The sequence below is a fragment of the Emticicia aquatica genome (assembly GCF_923079645.1).
GTDB lineage: Bacteria > Bacteroidota > Bacteroidia > Cytophagales > Spirosomataceae > Emticicia > Emticicia aquatica.
The window spans coordinates 167,480-187,214 of sequence record NZ_CAKLPY010000003.1; the positions used below are offsets into that span (position 1 = coordinate 167,480).

Below are 19,735 nucleotides of genomic sequence, written 5' to 3' on the forward strand. Positions count from 1 at the left end.
TTGTTAAATCTTAAAATTGGCAATGATTATATGATTTTTTGTCAATAGAATACAAAAACTACATTTGTTTCAATTCGTTAACAAGTTTTGACAAAACGCCTTTTGCATCTCCAAAAAGCATACTTGTTTTGGGTTGGTAGAAAAGAAGGTTATCAATTCCTGCATAACCTGCATTCATACTTCGTTTATTAACGATGATATTTTTTGCATTTTCAACATCTAAAATAGGCATTCCGAAAATAGGTGAAGATGGGTCGGTTTTAGCCGCCGGATTTACCACATCATTTGCTCCGACAACCAAAACGACATCGGTTGTTGCAAATTGTGGATTTATTTCTTCCATTTCAATCAATTTATCATAAGAAACATTGCTTTCTGCCAAAAGGACATTCATGTGGCCGGGCATTCGACCTGCAACTGGATGAATGGCATAAACCACTTCAACTCCTCGTTCTTCTAATAAAAGTTCTAACTCATGAATCACGTGTTGAGCTTGTGCAACAGCTAAGCCATAACCTGGTACAATGACTACTTTTTTGGCGTAATTCATCAAAATAGCGGTATCAGAAATAGAAATATCTTTGATACTACCATTTACTTCCGCCCCAGCACCTGCGGCAGCTCCACTTCCAAAAGCCCCAAAAATCACGTTGCTTAACGGACGATTCATGGCTTTGCACATAGCTAAAGTTAAGATTGTACCAGCTGAACCAACCAAAATACCGCCTGTTAGCATTACTTGGTTTTGGTACAAAAATCCACCAAATGCAGCAGCTAAACCAGTAAATGAATTGAGCAATGAAATGACTACTGGCATATCTGCTCCACCAATCGGAATTACAAATAAAACACCATAAATCAAGGCAAAAACAAATAGTAGTACGACCAATAACAGATGCTCAGGTTGTGTATAAACAATGAAAATGCCACATAAAATAAGCGTAATCATCACAACCGTATTCAGAATATTATACGATGGAATTCGGATTGGTTTTTTCATTGTTTCGTTGAGTTTCAAGAAAGCAATAATACTGCCGCTAAATGAAACTGAACCGATGATTAATCCTGCAATAATTGTAGCTAAAGCACCAGTTTTACCCAAATTATGTTCGTATTCCATCAAGCCAATGATGGCGGCACAAGCTCCACCCATTCCATTGAAAAGTGAAACTAATTCGGGCATTTTGGTCATCTGAACTCGTCGAGCGGTAAGCCAGCCAGCAATTGTTCCAATACCGATGGCTGCCAAAATTAAAATGATTTTTATTGGCTCACGAGTGGTGTAGCCGTCGGCATGATTATACAACAAAATAGTGCCAATAATTGCCAAAGCCATACCAAAAGCTGCATAAAGATTTCCTTTACGAGCTGTATCGGGGTGGCTGAGCATTTTTAAACCAAGCACGAAAGTTACCGAAGCAATTAAATAAATAATGTCAAGAATATATTTTACTTCCATGAGGGGTCTATTTTTTCTTTTTAAACATTTCTAACATTCTATCAGTAACTGCAAAGCCACCGACTACGTTGAGTGTACCAAACACAACTGCCACAAAACCAAGTGCTAGAGCCAATATGTTTTCGGCAGGAGTATTGAGCATGACAATTATTGCTCCGACAATGACAACTCCATGAATGGCATTTGCTCCACTCATTAAAGGTGTATGTAGTACGGCAGGTACTTTTCCGATAACCTCAACGCCTACGAAAACAGACAATATAATGATGTATATCATCTGAATGTTTTCGCCGAGGAAGTTTATAATTTCGTTTAACATATATAGTAATTACGAGTTTAGAGTGGTTCGCTGCTACGAATAGGCATTTTGGCCTGATCCGAAGGTAGCTACTTTAATACTTTTCCTTCATGAACAATCAACGAGCCTTTCGTGATTTCTTCATCCATTTCCCATTTAAAAGCATCTTTTGTGGCCAAATGAAGCAAAAATGTTGCAATGTTTTTGGCGTAAAGTTCGCTTGCATTTAGTGGTAACATCGAAGGAATATTTGCTTCTCCAACGATGGTTACGCCGTATTTTTCAACGGTTTTTGCAAATTCACTACAAGCACAATTTCCTCCTTGTTCAACCGCCATATCGACGATTACTGAACCAAGTTTCATGTTTTTTACGACTTCTTCAGGAATAAGCATTGGAGCTTTTTTTCCTGGAATTAAAGCCGTTGTTATGACTAAATCTGCCTCGCAAATATGTTTTGCAATTACTTCTTGTTGTTTTTTCAAGAAATCGTCGGAAACACCTTTAACGTAACCTCCTTCAATTTTGATAGAATCATCGCCTTTTACTTCGATAAATTTTCCACCCAAAGATTCTACTTGTTCTTTGGTTTCTGGGCGAATATCACTTACTTCAACTACCGCACCGAGCCGTTTGGCAGTTGCAATGGCTTGTAAACCAGCCACACCAGCACCCATAATAACTACTTTTGCGGGTTTGATTGTGCCAGCAGCAGTCATTAAAAGTGGGAAAATTTTGCCCAAATGATATGCTCCAATAATGACCGATTTATAACCAGCCAAATTGGCCTGAGAGCTTAATGCATCCATTTTTTGGGCTCTCGAAATACGAGGAATAGCATCAACCGAAAAGGCTGAAATACCTTGTTTTGCACAAGTATCGAGCATTTCACGGTTAGTTGTAGCGTACATGAAAGAAATGGCAACTGCCCCTTTTTTCATGGAACTAATTTCGTCGTTGGTGAGTGGATTGACCTTCAAAACCACATCAGCGGAGGCGAGTAAAGCAGATTTATCATTTTGAACAATTGCTCCTATGTTTGTATAGGCAACATCTTCAAAAAAAGAGGAGATTCCAGCATCCTTTTCTATGTGACATTCAAATCCTGCGAGGATAAGTTGTTTGCAGACTTCGGGAGTGAGAGCAACTCGGCGTTCAAATGGTTTGGTTTCCTTAATTACAGCTAATTTCACAGTACAATCATTCAGATTTTGTTCGTGGGGCTAATGTAGAAATTATTCAATTATTTATCAATTTATTTATAAAATAATTTATTAAAAGGAAATTAGACGTTTAAGAATGCGTGTAAAATGACATGAAGAGGCAGAATTTAAGCTTACATTTCGACAAGAATTGCCACTTAGTAAATTTTCGTCATCAAACTTGATACTATTTTAGAGAATGATAAATGATACGCTTACATTTGAAATTAATTAATACAAAGTCAAACTGAACCAGATTTAATAGCACTATTTTACAAACCTTTAGTTGTAAAATAGTGCTTATTTGAGTTTATTTTGACTTAGCTTTTAACACACACTTTATAGCCAATTAAAACATTCTATTTTCTAATATAATTAAGAAATGAAAAAGTATTTTACTTTAGTAATTGTATGGATTTACGCCATCATTACCAATGCTCAAAGCCTACCAAATCCAATAATGTTCTGCACACAAGTACCGCAACCAGTTGGATTTGGAACGAGTTTAGAATCTTTTGGAAATCATCAAGCGAGTATATTTTCAGCACCTAGAGGCGGCGATTTGTATATTAGATATACGGATGGTTCGTTGAAAAATTTGACTCAAACTGCTGGTTATGGTCAAACAGGTATGCAAGGAGCTACGTCTATTGCAGTCCGTGACCCATCAGTTCATTGGAGTGGGAATAAAGCGTTGTTTAGTATGGTAGTTGGCTCTGCCACGGCACGTTATCAAATACAGAGTTATACATGGAAAATTTATGAAATAACAGGTTTAGGTAAATTTGATACGCCTGTGATTACACTCGTGCCAAATCAACCGACTGGGTACAATAATATTCAACCAATTTATGGAACTGACGACCGAATCATTTTTACTTCTGATATGCCACGTGGCGGTTTAGCCCATCTTTATCCACAGCACGATGAATATGAGTCTTCGCCAACCGTTTCGGGTATTTGGCGACTCGACCCCAAAGCTTGTTCGATAACAAGTGGATTAGAAATGCTTACTCATTCGCCATCAGGAGATTTTACTCCGAGTATCGATAATGCAGGCCGTCTTATTTTTACAAGATGGGACCATTTACAACGTGACCAACAAGCCGACGCTGATATTGAGAATATTTTGAATAATACAGGTAATTATCTTTATGGTACTTTTAATTATGCTGATGAAACCGTTAATGCTGCAAAATCAAGTATCTTACCAGACACAGAGATATTTCCAGAACCTCGACCTGGTCGAACAGATTTATTATCTCTTCCTCAATGGGCAAATACAAATCCTCAAAATTTTAATATATTCAACCCGTGGATGATGAATGAAGATGGTACGGATGTAGAAATGTTGAATCATGTGGGTCGGCACGAAATGGGAAATTATTTGACACAAAACTTTACCAATGATGCCAATTTGCATGATTTTTATACGCCAATTAGTCCAACACCGATTCGAGCAATGTTTCACATCCAAGAATCGCCCGTAACGCCTGGGCTTTATTATGGTATTGAAGCTCCCGAATTTGGAACGCATGGCTCAGGAATGGTTGTTTCAGTAAATGCTCCTCCTGGAATGCACCCCGAACAAATTACATTTACCTATATTACGCACCCCGATACTCGGTTTCCTGATGCAACCCCAAGCGTTAATCATTCAGGATTGTACCGTAATCCAATGCCACTTTCTGATGGACAAGTGGTTGTTTCTCATTCGCACGAAACAGATTCTGACCAAAATATTGGCACATCTACCGAACCGCTCAGTAAGTATGATTATAGAATTAGGCTTTTAGAGCCAACTGGAGGCTATTTTAAAGCCAGTGCAACAGCGATTACTGGAGCAGGAATCACTAAAACGGTTTCTTGGTGGAGTCCTGATGAACTTTATAGTTACAGTGGTGTGCTTTGGGAAACGTATCCAGTTGAGGTTCGAGCAAGGTCGTTGCCAAGTACACCAACACTAAACAAAGAATCAGTTGGCTCAACCGAGCAAGCTCTTTTTACTGCCGCTGGTGTGGATGTTCATGATTTCCATAAATTTTTGAGTCGTAATAATTTATCAGTACTTGCAATTAGAGATGTGACAAGCCGTGACGATGCCGACCAGCAACAACCTTTTAACTTAAAAGTGTTTGGCAGTGTGCATCAGACGGTTAATCCAAGTACTCCTTCACCAATTTATGAAGTAAAACATTTACAATTTTTACAGAACGACTTGGTGCGAGGCATTGGCGGAATGGAAACACCAAAAGATGGTAGAAGAGGTATTGCAAGATTTCTACATGACCCAACTGCAATGACTTATAATCCTCCAACAACGGGTTCACAAGGTAGTGCAAATATTCATCCCGATGGCTCGGTAGCGATGGTTGTTCCCGCAAAAAGAGCATTGTCTTGGCAATTGACCGACGAAAATAACAAAGGAATCGTACGAGAACGCCTGTGGATAAGTACAAGAGCAGGTGAAATTAGAACTTGTACATCTTGCCACGGAGAAAGTACTTTGAATCAGGCGGGACATACTTCTCCAACCAATGCTCCGCAGGCTTTGACTACTTTATTGAACCACGTTAAAGTAATCGATAGCGATAATGATGGAATCAAAGATATTTATGATGCATTTCCTAATGACCCTTCAAAGTATATTGCCGAACCAGTAAACGAAAAATTTGTTTCCAATTTAGTGAATTGGATAAATCAAAACCTTGATAATGATGCTGTTACGTGGACTACTCTAAGTAATACTTGTCATGCCAACTCAGCAGTTATTAATAATCGAGCTTTAGATAATACAGGTAAAATAGACCGACTAAGACGCTTTGTTGACCTGTCAAATATGGATGTTGCAAAACTTACTTTTGATGTAGCCTATGCTCGTTTTGATGCCGCAAAGTTTGACCGATTAAAAGTTTGGGCTATTTCTTGCGATGGAAACCAACAATTGGTTTATGATAAAGCGGGTAGTGCTTTGGCAACTGTACCCGACCAAACCGCTCTTTTTACGCCGTCGGATTGTAGCCAGTGGAGAACGGAAAGTATAAACTTGTCGGCCTTTGCAGGGAAAACCATTGAATTAATATTTGAGAATATTGGAGGTTGGGGCAATCGACTTTTTTTAGACAATATTTTGGTTCAAGAAGTGGGCGGTTCTCCACCTTGCCCCAATGCTCAAAATTTTTCTGGAAATATTACAGCAGGAAAATACGATGTTGCTACAACCATTACAACCCAAAATGCTGTACAAACGAAAGTTTTAACAGGAACAAATGTAATTTTGAATGGTGGAAATTCGGTTACACTTCACGCAGGTTTTGAAGCCCAAAGTGGCAGTGTTTTCAAAGCATATATTGGTGGGTGTGGCTATTGATTTAGAATGACTCTGGCTCGTAATCAATCGGTAGAAACTCGCCCATTTTTTCATTGCCCCAGCGTCCTTCAAACAAAACTCCTAGTGGATTCACTAAATGTCCGTTAGGTTCAATTAAAGTTAGTGGTTCTAAAAGTGTCAAAATTGAAATTTGTGGAGAATCCTTTTTACCTAAATCGGCAAATTGTGGCTCTTCAAATTCTCGGTCATAAAAGACGTACAAAAGATGGTCAAAATTTAAGTAAGGAAGTTGTTCTTTTACTTCAAAAATACAATTTTCATCCAATGGCATTTTTACCAAATATTGTACAAAAGAAGATTGTTTTGGATTTGGAACTTTGTGTAAAAAAGGATTGGCATTCAATATAATATCAGTCGAATCAATTTCTTTTTTTGCTCTAGATGCGTGTTGAATGATATTTCCTAAACTGTCTTTTAATTCGGGAATTACAGGAACGAGAAAAAACCTTTTTTCTTCACGTATCAAACTATAAACAGTGAATCCTGCATTGGATAAATCGTAGTTGATAAGCGATTTAAAAAAATGTTGTGGCGACCCAAAGTATGCTTTTTCTCGGTTTTCATGCCATTTTTTTTGCTTTTTTTCATTATTAGTTGTCATTTCCTGAAAAAATGGATAACCGTAAAATGAAACATAATTTTGGGTAAAGTTGTACTTAAACTCTTCTAAATTATATTTAATGATATAACCCAATGCTTTGTTTTCAATTTCTAAAGGCTCATCAGCTTTGATGGTTAATTCAGAATGGTCATCATTCATCGAAAACCAAAGAGCTTTTGGGTTTTTTAATTTACAAGAAGCCGAAAATTCAGTTTTTCCAATAAAATACTCCCTAAAAAGTGGATAATATAACTCAAAACCATTTCTCAATCTTTTTACGGTTATGCCTTGTAAAGCAATTGCGTCAGGAGAAAGTAAAATCAACAATGGTTTTTTGAGTGTATCAGCTTTTATTTTGATGGAAAGCGTTTCGTAGCCAATGTAGCTAATCACTAAATCAAGTACACCCGAAGGAACATTTACGAGTTTAAATTTGCCTTTTTCGTCAGTTTGTTGGCCTTTCGTCGAATTACTGATAAAAACATTGGCAAATTGTAAAGCTTTTCGGTCGTCTCCTCCAATAACTTTGCCTTCAATATTTCTTTGAGAAAAGGTAAGAATAGGAAAAAACACAATTGTGATTAAGAATACAATTCGTTGAATATTCATATAAAATAAGTACTGTCGTCTAGTTAAGTACAAATTAATCACTATTTAATGATATATTTTAGTGAGTCGATTGAAAGTTGTAAGTAATTTTTTAATTGTTTCATTTTTGAAATTGTAAAACTTTTCTCAACTTTGGATGTAAACATTTGATATATGGAAGAGCAAAAGAAAATAACCAAGAAGTATAAAAATGACGACATAACAGTTGTTTGGCAACCACACGTTTGTATTCATTCTGCAATTTGTTTTAAAGGATTGTCACAGGTTTTTAATCCACAAAAACGCCCATGGATTACCTTGGAAAATGCTGATAGTGAGGTTATTATGAAGCAAATTGATGCTTGTCCGTCGGGGGCATTGGCATATATTAAGCACGCCGAAGAACCACAGAATTTGGAAGTAGAAACCATCGTTGAGCCGCTCCAAAATGGCCCATTATTGGTTTATGGTAATATTACTATCAAAGATTCTGACGGAAACCTCACAAAAAAACACAAGACTACTGCCTTGTGTCGTTGTGGTGCTTCGAGTAATAAACCTTTCTGTGATGGGTCTCATGTAAAGATTGGTTTTGAAGCATAGAGATGATTTTCAAGAAATCATCTCTATTTTATTATGCTAATTGCTCTTCTGCGAGTTTTCGTTTTTCTTCTCTTGCCGAAATAATAATACTTATTTCGTATAAAATATAGAGTGGGAATGCAACCAATAATTGACTCGTTACATCAGGTGACGGCGTAATAACGGCTGCCACAATCAAGATAACAACAACTGCGTGTTTGCGATAAGTTCGCATGAAAGCAGGCCCAATAACACCAATTTTTGTCAAAACAAAAATGGCAACTGGCAATTGAAATGCTACTCCACAAGCAAGCGTTAATGTCGCTAAAATTGAAATATACGAACCAATATCAAATTGATTTTTGATACTTGGGTCAATTTGGAAATTGACTAAGAAATTGATAGCTAAAGGCGAAACGATGTAATAACCAAAGAAAACACCTGAAAAGAACAAGAAAGTTACATAAAATACTGCTCCACGAGCTGATTTACTTTCAGAAGGTTTTAAACCTGGTTTTACGAATCGCCATATTTCCCAAAAAACGTATGGAAATGCAAATACTAAACCGATAATTGCAGCGGAGGTTAAGGCCATTACAAATTGCCCTGAAACTTCCCGACTCATCAATTCAAAATTAAGTTTATCCACACAAAGTCCAGGAGCTCCTACGAGATTTCCCAACTTACACATCATACGATAAGTCCAAAAATCTGGTTTAGCGGGAGCTAAAATGACTTTATTGTAAATATCTCCGATGAAAATAAAGGCGAAAACCATGAAGAAAACTATCGAAATAGCTGCACGAATCAAGTGCCAACGAAGCTCTTCGAGGTGGTCAAGAAAACCCATTTCTTTGCCTTCCTTTTCCTGCTCGTCGTCATCGTAATCAAAATAGGGTGTTTGGTCTAAAGGCATTTTGATAGTAATGTAGAATATAAAATGGTTCAGAAGAATCAATTATGTTTCTTCTGAACCATCAAAAGTTTATTTTTTTGCTGTTGTATCAGTTGCTACTTTACCTGATTTTTTGTCTTCAGCGTATTTCTTATTCAGTCCTTCAAGTACTGCATTTGTAATATCTAAATCTTCTTTGGCAAACAACACACCGCCACCTTTTGAGTAGCCAATAACCATGTCGTATTTATCTCCAGCATTAAATTCTTTCAAAAATGCTTGAATATTATTCAAAATATCTTCAGTTTTTTTCGCATCTTCCTTTGCTAAATCTTGAGCCGATTTATCACGGAAAGCCATAATAGCTTGTTCTTCTTGCTGTAATTGAGCTTGAGCTGTTTGTCCTTGTTCTTGTGTCAACCCGCCTTGTTGAACTTTTTGTTGAAAGAAAGCAACTTTATTTTGAAAGTTTTTGGCTTTATTTGAAATGTCAGTTTCTAAACGAAAACGCTTATTTTCAGAAGATTTTATCACATCTTTATAATAATCATATTGACTTAAAAGCGTATCAGTATTTACAAAAACAATGCGACCAGCCACTTGTTTGCCACCTGATGTTGCAGTTGAAGCTGATTTGTCACAACCCCAGATGATTGTCGAAAGTAAAAGAACTACAATTGAGAAATTTTTCATGAGTAATAAATTAGAGAATGAGCTTGAGTAGGTGTTAGTTATGAATATCAACTTCTCTTCGCTATGCCGTTATTGTTTTTAAATGGTTTTGAATAAAATTAAGTTCGCAAATATAAAAAAATCCCCCCGAAAAGGAGGGGTTTTCATTAGTTTTATTTGAATAAAGCCTTGAAATGATAACCAGCCGTAGCTGAAAGCCCTGCTACTTGTGAGCCAATGATGGTCATAATTGCCAAAAAAGTTGGCGTGATTGGCATATTTTTTAAAAATTTAAGATTTTCTGAAAATAAACCGCCAATTTTTTGAACCATAATCCCGTCGTTACTCATATTTAGAAATGTAGCGTAGCCTAACCAAAGTGTCGCAATTGCTCCCGCAGCCGCAGCATAAGCTTTCAGAGCTGAAGCGGATTTCCAGGCACCTATCAGAAAAGAAATTGGAGCAATAACCCACCAAGGCAAAAAATATTGTGCAATAGCACTTATGATTAATATGATAATGTAGTTCATTTTTTTAATTATTATTTTTTAAGAATCGTCATTGTTGCAGAAATACGGCTGCTTTTTTCATCTTTTGATTTCATGAAAAGTAGTTCGTTCAATTCGCCTTTTGCCCATTTATCAATCATATTGTCATAAAAATGGCTCGCTGGGTTTCCAGATTGGCCACCTGGATAAAGCCCATAAGCTTTTGGCCAGCCTTTATCAAGTTGTACAACCATTCTCCAAGAAGGGCCGTTTAGTTCGGTAGTTGCATTCACAATGCCAGAGCCTCCTCCATTAGGAATATCTTGGCGACCAAAACCTGCAAGACGACCTAAGTGATTGATGTCAGTACTTTTTACGTTTGTCCAAGCCCAAGTTGAAGCATTCATTGGCCCAAATTTCTTTGTTAATGAATCAATCGATGCTTGAAAACTGCTTTTTACGATGTCTTGCATCGTTTCATGTTTGTCTTTGGTTGTGGTATTATCAAACCATTGGGCAGTTGGTTGTTTGACAATCAATTCCCAAGTTCGGTCACGTGATGGATAATTCATTGGTGATTTGTCATTTTTCATTGAGAAATCATCTTCCCAAATTGCATAACGGATTTCTCTCACCCAACGCTCAAAAATTGTTGCTCCTATTTCATTGGCATCGTTTTTCATATTCCATTTTGCCAAAGTTTGGTAAGCACTGCTATTTTTGAGAGAAGCATCAGTGTTTAATATTTTGATTAATTCGGGCAAAATACGTCTTGCTTCTACGTTGAAATTATCATTTTGGAGCATTCTCAAGCTATCAATTGTTGCTTTTTGCATTTTCTCTAAGCGTTCATTGATACGAATAGCTCGTTCACTTGGAGCAAATTTCCAACCTAAATAATAAGGATAAGTTGGGTCAGCCGAAAATTGATTAGCCGAACTGACAAAACCTCTCGAAGGGTTTTTTACAGTCGGATTTTGCTCAGTTGGAATCCAACCTTGCCAATCATGGGCAGGATTTGAGCCGTCCATAATAAACTTTCCTTGTTCTTTCCATTTCAAAGGTAACTTCCCGTTAGGAGTAATAGCAATGTCATTGGAGTTACTCGCAAAAATAAAATTTTGAGCGGGAGCTATATAATAAGTAAGTGCTTTGCGGTAATCGTCGTAATTTTTTGCACGATTCAAATAATAAAAAGCCATCAAATCGGTGCCATCTTTTTCGAGAGCCACCCAACGCATGGCGTGACTAACTGGTACGTTTTGATTAAGGTTTTTTTCTGAAGCAATGTTATACACAATCGGTCCGTGATGGGTGCTGTAAACAGTATCTTTTAGTGGCTCTTTCTTACCTTTAACCACAAATTCTTCTACTCGCATAGTGGTTGGTTTCCATGCACCATTATACCAATATTCCTTTTTGGAGTTATTTTTAAACTTAATTTGGTAAAAATCCATCACGTCAGAGCCAACGTTGGTCACTCCCCAAGCGACATCTTTATTAAATCCAATGACAACTCCAGGAGCTCCAGGTAAACATGCTCCATAGACATTCATGGTTGGCGTAGAAAGTTGCATTTGATACCAAATTGAAGGTAAGGTAAGTTGTAAATGTGGGTCATTGGCTAAAATTGGCAGACCTGTAGCCGATTTCTCACCACCAACTGCCCAGTTATTACTGCCAATTTCGGGCGAATGAGAAGGTATATTAAATGCAACTGATTCGCTTGTTGAAAGATTGGCCGTTATTTGTGCAGGTGTTTGTGGAACTGACACAGGAGTAAAATTCCACTTAGTACCAGTCGGAATAATTGGCGACTCATTGCTTGGATAATCGGGAAATAAATCTTTCACCACATCCATTCCATATTTTGAAAGGGCGTTAGTCATCCGAAAATCATCACTGCCGCCGTTCAAAACATTTCGCATATTCATCATCATCAATATGGTTTTGTAAGGCGACCATTCTTCAGGCTGATAACCAATAATTTTGTATTCAACAGGCAAGTCTTTGTATTTTAATTGCTTGATATAAGCATTTACACCTGCAGAATAAGCGTTCAAAACTTCGTCAAAAATTTTGTTAGTTTTGCCATTTTCATATACTTTTTTTGCTGCATCAGCCATTCCCATACGGCGGTTGTAACGGTCAAGTTCCAAAGCTCGTTCGCCAACAACTTCACTCAATCGGCCTGATGCTGCGAGCGTGTAAAATTCCATTTGCCACAGGCGGTCACGAGCAACCAAATATCCTTGTGCAAAATAAACATCATGGTCATTTTTGGCAAAAACATGCGGAACACGGTTGTCGTCAAAAACAATATTTACTTCGTCATTGACACCTTCCAATTGGAGATTAGCAGGAGGAAGCGTAGTTTTGTCTTCTCCATTTTGCCAGAAACCCTCGAATGGACTAAACAAACGTCCGAGTGCTGGAATTGAACCCAAAGGCCCATTAAGTAGGAGAGTCAAGCCAAGAGCAGCTATGAGACTCACAATAAATTTAACAAATTTCATTAGTTTTGGTTAGATGTTTGAAGTTTAAGAACTACGAAAGTAGAAAAAAAGTGTGAATGTTTTATTATTTCGTGAGTTTTTAGGATTTTATTGTGAAGAGCAAGTGTTGTATTAAAAATGATTATCAAAATGAATAAACTATATTTCTTGATTTTACTTATGTTTTCTTCGAAAATAACAAATGCTCAAGTGAAAAGTAAAGCTTTTGATAGCTTACTCAATGTAATGGTTACAAAAGCTGTTCCGCTGGTTGGCTGTGAAGATATTAAAAAAATGAAAAATATAGTTCTGCTCGATACCCGTGAAAAACGTGAATATGAAGTGAGCCATTTAAAAGATGCGAAATGGATTGGTTTTGAAACTTTTAACCTAAAAAACGTTGCCTCCGTTCCGAAAGATGCAAATATTGTTGTTTATTGCTCGATTGGTGTCAGAAGTGGAAAAATAGGCGAAAAACTCATGCAAGCAGGTTTTAAAAACGTACATAATTTTTATGGAAGTATTTTTGAATGGGTCAATCAAGGAAATCCAGTATATGATATGGCAGGAAAACCAACCAACAAAATACATGGCTATAACTGGAAATGGGGCGTTTGGTGCAATAAAGGTGAGAAAGTCTATGAATAATGTTTTATTTGGAATTCCGCTTTTTACCCTAAAGTTTCATAAAAAAGTATTTTTCTGCGGAAAATTTAGTTGTTTTGCAGGAAAATCAAGAAATTATGCTCAATGACCAATATTGGAGTGAACGTTATCAAAGTAATCAAACCCGCTGGGATATTGGGCAAGTTGCTCTAGCACTGAAACAATATTTTGACCAATTAATCGATAAAAATATTGCCATTCTGATTCCTGGCTGTGGCAATGCCCACGAAGCAGCTTATCTTCTACAACAAGGTTTTACCAATGTTACGTTGATTGATATTTCAGAAATATTAGTAAAAACACTCCAAGAAAAATTTACAAACTATATCGAAAAAGGCTTTTGTCGTGTTATTCATCAAGATTTTTTTACTCATTCAAATAGATACGATTTAATTATAGAACAAACTTTTTTCTGTGCCATTGACCCAACGTTGAGGACTTCTTATGCAATTAAAATGAACGAATTGCTGAAGCCGAACGGAAAATTAGTTGGACTGCTGTTCGATTGTGATTTTGTTGGAGGGCCACCTTTTGGCGGTTCAAAAGAAGTGTATGAAGCTTTTTTTAAACCTTATTTTCGATTCAAAATTTTTGAAAAATGCACTAATTCTATTACTCCACGAGCAGGAAATGAGTTATTTATAAATTTACAAAGCCTAAAAAACTAAATTTCATCAATAAAATAGTTATATGCCAAAACCAAAGAAAGCCAAAGAATCACTGACAGTAATGACTGAAATGGTTTTCCCGAATGATACCAACACACTTGGAAATTTGATGGGAGGAAACCTAATGCGATTGTTGGACATAGCGGGAGCGATTGCTGCTCAAAAACATTGTAATCGAATTGTAGTAACGGCGTCGGTTGATAATGTACAATTCAAAGAAGCCATTCCGCTTGGGAGTGTGGTTACGCTACAAGCAAAAGTAACACGTGCGTTCAATTCTTCCTTGGAAGTTGTAGTTGAAGTTTGGGCCGAAAATATTCCCGCAGGAACAAAAATCCATACCAATAAAGCATTTTTGACTTTCGTAGCCGTTGACCAAACAGGTCGTCCAATTGAAGTGCCACCAGTTGAACCAGAAACCGACGAAGAAAAAGAGTTTTTTGATGGAGCTTTGCGTCGCCGTCAATTAAGATTAGTACTTGCGGGAAGAATGAAGCCTTCGGAAGCTGTTGAACTAAGAGAAATATTTATGGTTTGAAAAGCGATTAAAGAGATTATAAAGAAAAAAGACGAGTATTACTCGTCTTTTTTGCATTTTAAACCTTAAAATTGCAATTTTACCAAGAGCCGTGACGTTTATCACGGCGGTCTTCTTTTCTGTCACGGATGTCTTCTGCTTTATCTTTTCGATTTTCTTTTCTATCTCTCACATCTTCCTTTGCATCTCTGACGTCTTCTTTTCTGTCACGAATATCTTCCAGATGGTCTTTACGTCCACCATCATGGCGTGCATCTCTGATGTCCTCTTTTCTGTCACGAATATCTTCACGACGGTCACGGCGAACCTGAGCGTTAGAATCAAGTGTTGATAAGGCTGTTATTACAAGAGCAAATCCGAATAATTTGAGAGTAGTTTTCATGGCTAATTTTGTTTTATATTGATTAGTTTTTCACTGCTTTATGTCGGTTTGATACAGAAGAATAGAAAAGGTTTAAAACGATGAAGATTTTTTTGTAAATTTGCAAAATAATGTTCCCGTAGTTCAATGGATAGAATTTTAGATTCCGGTTCTGACGATGGGGGTTCGAATCCCTTCGGGAACACCACTAAATACTTATTTTTTAGTTTAAATGCCTGATAGTCAATATGTTATCAGGCATTTTTGTTTATTGATTTAGACTAGGGGTCGGATTAGGGGTCGTTATGTGTAATTTGTGAATAAAACTTTTACTTTCTGAAAAATATTTTTGTAGTTCTTTATAAATAAAAGAACACTATTATTAAAAATATAATATCTAAAACGAGTTCGATTATTTCATATTTTTTAATTTTCATTTTTTGGTAAAGTTTTAGTAAGATTTTAGTTATTTTATTCATCTAAATTCATGTTAAAGAAACCATTTTCATTTACTCCAAACTCCCAAACACTTTTGTTTTTTCCAAACTCAAAATTCTTATTAACCAAAGATTTTATTCTTTCATCGTTAGCAATACTCATTTTCAATAAAGTTTCAGTATTTACTGTTGTCAAATCTCTTTTGGCTAATTCGTCTTTAATTCGTTGGGATAACTCTAAATAACCGTTCAATCTGTTTTGTAAATCAAAACCAAAGGATTTTACAATGCTGTTGGTTTTGAGCGTTTTACCTTCTTGCACTGCATTTCTTGTTTTTACTTCTTTATTCCATTCGAGTAATGTTTGTTTTGAAGTGTGCAGCTCTTTTGCTATGAAGTCAAAACTTTTGCCCTCTATTCTTAATTCAATGAATTTTTCAATTTGGTTTTCCTGTTTCATTTTTTGTTAATTTTTATTGAAAAATACTAAACCCCGTTTCACTCCAAAAACTCAAAACTTTCTTTTGGTCTTCATTTAGTACTACAAAGTCAATAGTAAACAATGAAGGTTTATTTTTCAATATTTTACGCCTTAGATTATTACGGGGGTTGCTCTCATCGTTGCGGAGGTTATGAGAAACAAAGTAAGATTCGTTTTTGGTAGTTCGTCTTTTGTTCTTTCTTCGTGTAGCCGACAACTCATTTATAAGTTCGGGGTTTTGTTCAATGGTTTTTTCTGATAGGAATTTAGACCCCCGTCTTTGTTGATTAATTAGGTGTCCGAAACTTACATTATACTTAAAATGTAAATCTCGGACATTTGCCTTTTTTACGGTCGTTATTTCCTCCTCCGAAACTTGGTAAATTTCGGACAACACAAAACACTTAAATTCTATTCTATCAGAAACAATCTTTACGAAGTTTTCGCCCGTTCGGTATTTATCTAAAACCTTCAAAAAACTTTCTTTCAATCTTTGGAGTTCTTTTTGTTGGTTTGCGGTTCGGTTGTCAGTTATCCAAGTTTTAGGGTTTTGCCCTCGGAGGTAAATATCTCGTTCGGTGGCGTTCAAATCTTTGAGGTTTATACTTTCCTCATCGAAGAGTATCTCATCAAAATACGCCTTCAATACGCCCCCAAACTTTGCATAAATACCGTCATTGAGTAGGTCAGCTAAAACAGATACCTCTATGCCTTTGGTCTTAAAAAACTGCATTTTCAAAACCTTCAATTCAAATCTCAAAATATTGGCTACTTGGTGGTATTGTAAACCCTTATCATAAATTTTAATTATAAACTGACTCCGTTTGCATTGATAATAAATTTTACCCTCTTCAATCTCTCTCGTAAATGGCTCGCCCTTGTGTGTTATTAGGCTGTTTAATAATATCTTTGGCTCGAATGGTAAAACTACATTAACGCCAAATTCTAAGTTATTTAAACGGCTGTTTTGGAGGTCAATTTCAAACTTTTTCGATAACTCATTGATAACCTCATGCACTTGTGTTTTCGTAAAATCGTTATGATTATGCAACCCGTTGTTTTCGTATTTATGGATACTGCCAGTTAGACGAACGTTTGTGTTTTTTATTGAGAAAGTAAGACCAAAATAGTTTGTTTGCTGTGTCAGTACTTCACCGTTTTTGCTGCCAATTATCCAACCATCTTGTAAATATTTGTTATTCTCTAAATCGGTGGAGGAAACCGCCAAATTTAGAATTTTAATATAGTCTATCATTATTTTTGTTATTTTTGTGTATTAATCAAATCGCCTTTGGCTGTTTGGTTTGGTCAGGGGTGCGGGTGGTTCTGCACCCCCTTTTTTATGACCAAAACCTTACAAAACCTTACAAAATCTTACTTTTTGCTCGTTTAAAAGTTTCAAAACTTCATAAATATTAACATTTACATAAATTTTTTTAGTTCTTCTACAATTTGTGAAGTTGTTAAATACGCCCGATTTGTCCATGTAAGAGTTAACTCTTGGTTATCGCTCGAAACTTCGGCAACTATCAGCATACGCCATTTTTTACCCTTAATTTGTACCTCTTTGTTTCCGTAAAATTTACGGTCGTGTAAATGCCTTAAACCTGTAAAGAAAGTATAATTGCCCCCTTTGATTCGCCCCCGTAGTACCTCTTTTGCTCCGTTTAAGATGAGGTCGGGGCGTTGCGTTGGTTCGATTTTCAACTCTTTTGGGAGTTTATTAAACCCGATCGGACATTCAATTAATTGATAGTAGCCGTTTTCTTGGAGTTCGTACTTCAATACTTTTTGCTCGGTGCTGGTTGGTTTGGTCGCTGTCATTTTGATTCGCCCCTCCCTGTGCGTTTGTAGCGTAAATTGCGTACCTCTTTTAGGGCGTTCAAAACGTCTGATTTTTTGTAGCGAACACGGGTGCCAATCTTGATGGTAGGTAATACACCCGATTTACTCCACTGATTGAGCGAAACTAGCGAAATTTGTAAAATCTCGGAGGTCTGTTTGCGGGTAGGTAATTCGGGGATATTTGCCCCAAAGTCAGCGGGTGGAGGCGTCCACGCCTGAAGGACTGATTGCATTTCTGCACGTACCAATGCCGCCAATTCTGTTGGGGTCAATGGTGAAAGAATGAGTTGGTTCATGTCGTTTTTATTTAGTTAAAAATTTGACGACACAAATGAATATAAAAAAAAATCGCTCCGAAAAGAACGATTAAGGTAATAAATTCAACTTGAATACAACTTGAATGAAATATTTGCTAAACTTTACTCTTTTAGATAGTCATCAAAAAAATCTGCTAATTTTCGGGTAAATGTTTTTGAATCTTCTCTACGTTTAAAAGTCTTTTTACTATTTGATAACAAACTTTGGTCAGTAATTTTTATACCAAATTGTTCAGTAAAATACTTTAAAAGTTCTTCTTTGGATGCTGGTTTTCCTGTGGAGATTGATTTAATTCTTTCAGTTTTTGCAAGTGCATAAACAAGTTCGGCTAAATCTGTTTTAGAATCGCTCCAAGTAAATTGTTTTAATAGATTGTCATTTTTTGTAATTGATTGATTTATAGAGGTTACATATTTTTGGTAAATATTTTTAATGTTTTTGTATAAATCAACATATAGCTGCAATCGTGAAAACCAAAAATTAAAATATTTTTCAAATTTTTCTTCATTTTCACTTTTATCGTTTAAATCAAATTCGCCCGTATATCTTAAAAAACCTTCACTAATTTCATAATTGAATCCATCTTTTAAAAATTCTTTACTATCATTATAACTTTCGGAATTATATCTTAATTCGTCAAACTCTTTAAGTATTTCAGTATCTATTTTGTCAAAGTCAAATTGTAACTTGTTTTTTAAAAACAAATAGTATTGCTCAATTTTTACTTTATCTAAATCATAAATATTTAAAAGTATTTCTTCTTCTAATTGCAAATGTAAACGCTCATTATAGGCATACTCTTTTTTCTCACCATTGACTGTAAACTTAACCTCATAGCTATTTTTTTCTACAATGTTATACAACGTTCTAAAAACTACAAAGTTTCGGGGTTCATAAAGATTTCTGAGTTCTTTAAAAAAATACTCAATGTGATAAATACTATCCTGTTTATATGGAAATGATGTTTCTGATGTTTTTTCTTTTTTTGAAATAGGAGTTGCAGATATTACATATATTTTATAGATTTCTTCAATTCGTTTAAATAAATCAAAATGTTTTATTAACAAGGATTCCCATTCTTTAAAATAATTTTCAAATACGCCTTGAAAGAAGGCACGTTCTTCATCATTTAATTGTCTTTCATAAGAGTCTTTTTCGGCGTCAACCTTTTTCCTAAGTAAAGTCTCTTTCTTGAAAAAACGATTTTGCTCTAATAATAAAAAATCTAACCATAATTCCCTTCTAAGTTTATCTACAAATTCAAACTTGTCGAAATCATTGATAATCAATCTTATTGGCTCAATATACTTTTTTAATTGAGTATTCAAGAATTGATAGTAATAGGTTCTTTTATGCTCAAAAAAATCAAAAGAGGCTATATTTTCTAAAATTTCAGATTCAAATTTTATATCTAAATTAATTATGAAAGAACTTATTAAATTTCTTTCATTCTCATCTGTACTTACATAGTGTTTAGATTTTGTTACAATCAAAAAGAGTTCTTTGAAACTTTTATTGGTATTTGGTTTAAGTAGATTAGTAGTTTCTGTAAGAAAGTTAACTACCTGAAAAGTTTTATCAATTTTGAGTTGATTTAATAAATTCATTTTGGTTTGGTCGATTTAGAATGAATGAAGGTGGTTTAGTTCTTCAATGTTTTTTATTGAAAATTTATCATTAATTATTCATTTTGTAGTAATGATTTATTACAAAATAATTTTAAAAATTTGTAACCCTCTCGGCTACTAAT

At 35.6% G+C, this 19,735-nt stretch carries 19 protein-coding genes and 1 tRNA gene; 6 read left to right on the plus strand and 14 right to left on the minus strand.

Annotated elements, in window-relative coordinates; all coding sequences use genetic code 11:
- Positions 1-58: 58 nt before the first annotated feature.
- The 3 genes from MJQ71_RS17445 to MJQ71_RS17455 all read right to left on the minus strand — a co-directional run bounded on the left by MJQ71_RS17445 (position 59) and on the right by MJQ71_RS17455 (position 2,950).
- Positions 59-1,459 carry an NAD(P)(+) transhydrogenase (Re/Si-specific) subunit beta gene (locus MJQ71_RS17445; protein ID WP_238808082.1) on the minus strand — a complete coding sequence of 467 codons (1,401 nt, stop codon included), beginning with the start codon at positions 1,457-1,459 and terminating at the stop codon, positions 59-61.
- Positions 1,460-1,466: 7 nt separating this feature from the next.
- Positions 1,467-1,736 carry an NAD(P) transhydrogenase subunit alpha part 2 gene (locus MJQ71_RS17450; RefSeq protein ID WP_238808084.1) on the minus strand — a complete coding sequence of 90 codons (270 nt, stop codon included), beginning with the start codon at positions 1,734-1,736 and terminating at the stop codon, positions 1,467-1,469.
- 110 nt (positions 1,737-1,846) lie between these two features.
- Positions 1,847-2,950 (minus strand): Re/Si-specific NAD(P)(+) transhydrogenase subunit alpha, encoded by a 1,104-nt coding sequence (locus MJQ71_RS17455; RefSeq protein WP_238808086.1) that lies wholly within the window; start codon positions 2,948-2,950, stop codon positions 1,847-1,849.
- Positions 2,951-3,341: 391 nt separating this feature from the next.
- On the opposite strand from MJQ71_RS17455, the gene MJQ71_RS17460 reads away from it, so the two are divergent.
- On the plus strand, positions 3,342-6,329 hold the full coding sequence (locus tag MJQ71_RS17460; protein WP_238808088.1) for a 3-coathanger stack domain-containing protein: 2,988 nt from the start codon (positions 3,342-3,344) through the stop codon (positions 6,327-6,329).
- A 1-nt stretch (position 6,330) separates the two neighbouring features.
- Here MJQ71_RS17460 and MJQ71_RS17465 read toward each other — a convergent pair whose 3' ends face one another.
- Positions 6,331-7,560: a carboxypeptidase-like regulatory domain-containing protein gene (locus MJQ71_RS17465; RefSeq protein WP_238808090.1), complete on the minus strand. Its 1,230-nt coding sequence runs from the start codon at positions 7,558-7,560 to the stop codon at positions 6,331-6,333.
- A 153-nt stretch (positions 7,561-7,713) separates the two neighbouring features.
- Here MJQ71_RS17465 and MJQ71_RS17470 point away from each other — a divergent pair, with 153 nt between their 5' ends.
- Positions 7,714-8,142, plus strand: a complete 429-nt coding sequence (locus MJQ71_RS17470) for a (4Fe-4S)-binding protein (RefSeq protein WP_238808092.1) — start codon at positions 7,714-7,716, stop codon at positions 8,140-8,142.
- A 31-nt stretch (positions 8,143-8,173) separates the two neighbouring features.
- On the opposite strand, the gene tatC is transcribed toward MJQ71_RS17470, so the two are convergent.
- The 4 genes from tatC to MJQ71_RS17490 all read right to left on the minus strand — a co-directional run bounded on the left by tatC (position 8,174) and on the right by MJQ71_RS17490 (position 12,692).
- Entirely contained in the window at positions 8,174-9,037 is an 864-nt protein-coding gene (gene tatC / locus MJQ71_RS17475) for a twin-arginine translocase subunit TatC (protein ID WP_238808094.1), read from the minus strand.
- Positions 9,038-9,106: 69 nt separating this feature from the next.
- On the minus strand, positions 9,107-9,709 hold the full coding sequence (locus MJQ71_RS17480; RefSeq protein ID WP_238808096.1) for an OmpH/Skp family outer membrane protein: 603 nt from the start codon (positions 9,707-9,709) through the stop codon (positions 9,107-9,109).
- A gap of 152 nt (positions 9,710-9,861) precedes the next feature.
- Positions 9,862-10,218: a hypothetical protein gene (locus MJQ71_RS17485; protein ID WP_238808098.1), complete on the minus strand. Its 357-nt coding sequence runs from the start codon at positions 10,216-10,218 to the stop codon at positions 9,862-9,864.
- An 11-nt stretch (positions 10,219-10,229) separates the two neighbouring features.
- Positions 10,230-12,692, minus strand: coding sequence for a penicillin acylase family protein (locus MJQ71_RS17490; RefSeq protein ID WP_238808100.1), 2,463 nt, complete (start codon positions 12,690-12,692; stop codon positions 10,230-10,232).
- 129 nt (positions 12,693-12,821) lie between these two features.
- Here MJQ71_RS17490 and MJQ71_RS17495 point away from each other — a divergent pair, with 129 nt between their 5' ends.
- The 3 genes from MJQ71_RS17495 to MJQ71_RS17505 all read left to right on the plus strand — a co-directional run bounded on the left by MJQ71_RS17495 (position 12,822) and on the right by MJQ71_RS17505 (position 14,543).
- The gene (locus tag MJQ71_RS17495) at positions 12,822-13,319 is read left to right on the plus strand and encodes a rhodanese-like domain-containing protein (protein ID WP_238808101.1); all 498 of its coding nucleotides are present in this window, start codon (positions 12,822-12,824) and stop codon (positions 13,317-13,319) included.
- Positions 13,320-13,393: 74 nt separating this feature from the next.
- Positions 13,394-14,005: a methyltransferase gene (locus MJQ71_RS17500; RefSeq protein WP_238808103.1), complete on the plus strand. Its 612-nt coding sequence runs from the start codon at positions 13,394-13,396 to the stop codon at positions 14,003-14,005.
- Between the two features lie 22 nt (positions 14,006-14,027).
- Entirely contained in the window at positions 14,028-14,543 is a 516-nt protein-coding gene (locus MJQ71_RS17505) for an acyl-CoA thioesterase (protein WP_238808104.1), read from the plus strand.
- A gap of 79 nt (positions 14,544-14,622) precedes the next feature.
- Here the strand turns inward: MJQ71_RS17505 and MJQ71_RS17510 are convergent, their stop codons facing one another.
- Positions 14,623-14,925 carry a hypothetical protein gene (locus MJQ71_RS17510; RefSeq protein WP_238808105.1) on the minus strand — a complete coding sequence of 101 codons (303 nt, stop codon included), beginning with the start codon at positions 14,923-14,925 and terminating at the stop codon, positions 14,623-14,625.
- 112 nt (positions 14,926-15,037) lie between these two features.
- Here MJQ71_RS17510 and MJQ71_RS17515 point away from each other — a divergent pair.
- A tRNA-Arg gene (locus MJQ71_RS17515) sits at positions 15,038-15,112 on the plus strand.
- A gap of 263 nt (positions 15,113-15,375) precedes the next feature.
- On the opposite strand, the gene MJQ71_RS17520 is transcribed toward MJQ71_RS17515, so the two are convergent.
- The 5 genes from MJQ71_RS17520 to MJQ71_RS17540 form a co-directional block, all read right to left on the minus strand.
- Positions 15,376-15,801, minus strand: coding sequence for a hypothetical protein (locus MJQ71_RS17520; protein WP_238808106.1), 426 nt, complete (start codon positions 15,799-15,801; stop codon positions 15,376-15,378).
- A gap of 13 nt (positions 15,802-15,814) precedes the next feature.
- Positions 15,815-17,077: a hypothetical protein gene (locus MJQ71_RS17525; RefSeq protein ID WP_238808107.1), complete on the minus strand. Its 1,263-nt coding sequence runs from the start codon at positions 17,075-17,077 to the stop codon at positions 15,815-15,817.
- A gap of 167 nt (positions 17,078-17,244) precedes the next feature.
- Complete coding sequence (locus MJQ71_RS17530) at positions 17,245-17,646, minus strand: hypothetical protein (RefSeq protein ID WP_238808108.1); 402 nt, start codon at positions 17,644-17,646, stop codon at positions 17,245-17,247.
- Entirely contained in the window at positions 17,643-17,963 is a 321-nt protein-coding gene (locus tag MJQ71_RS17535) for a helix-turn-helix domain-containing protein (protein WP_238808109.1), read from the minus strand. Before MJQ71_RS17535 ends, MJQ71_RS17530 begins: the two co-directional genes overlap by 4 nt.
- Positions 17,964-18,086: 123 nt before the next feature.
- Positions 18,087-19,592, minus strand: coding sequence for a hypothetical protein (locus MJQ71_RS17540; protein WP_238808110.1), 1,506 nt, complete (start codon positions 19,590-19,592; stop codon positions 18,087-18,089).
- Positions 19,593-19,735: the final 143 nt, after the last annotated feature.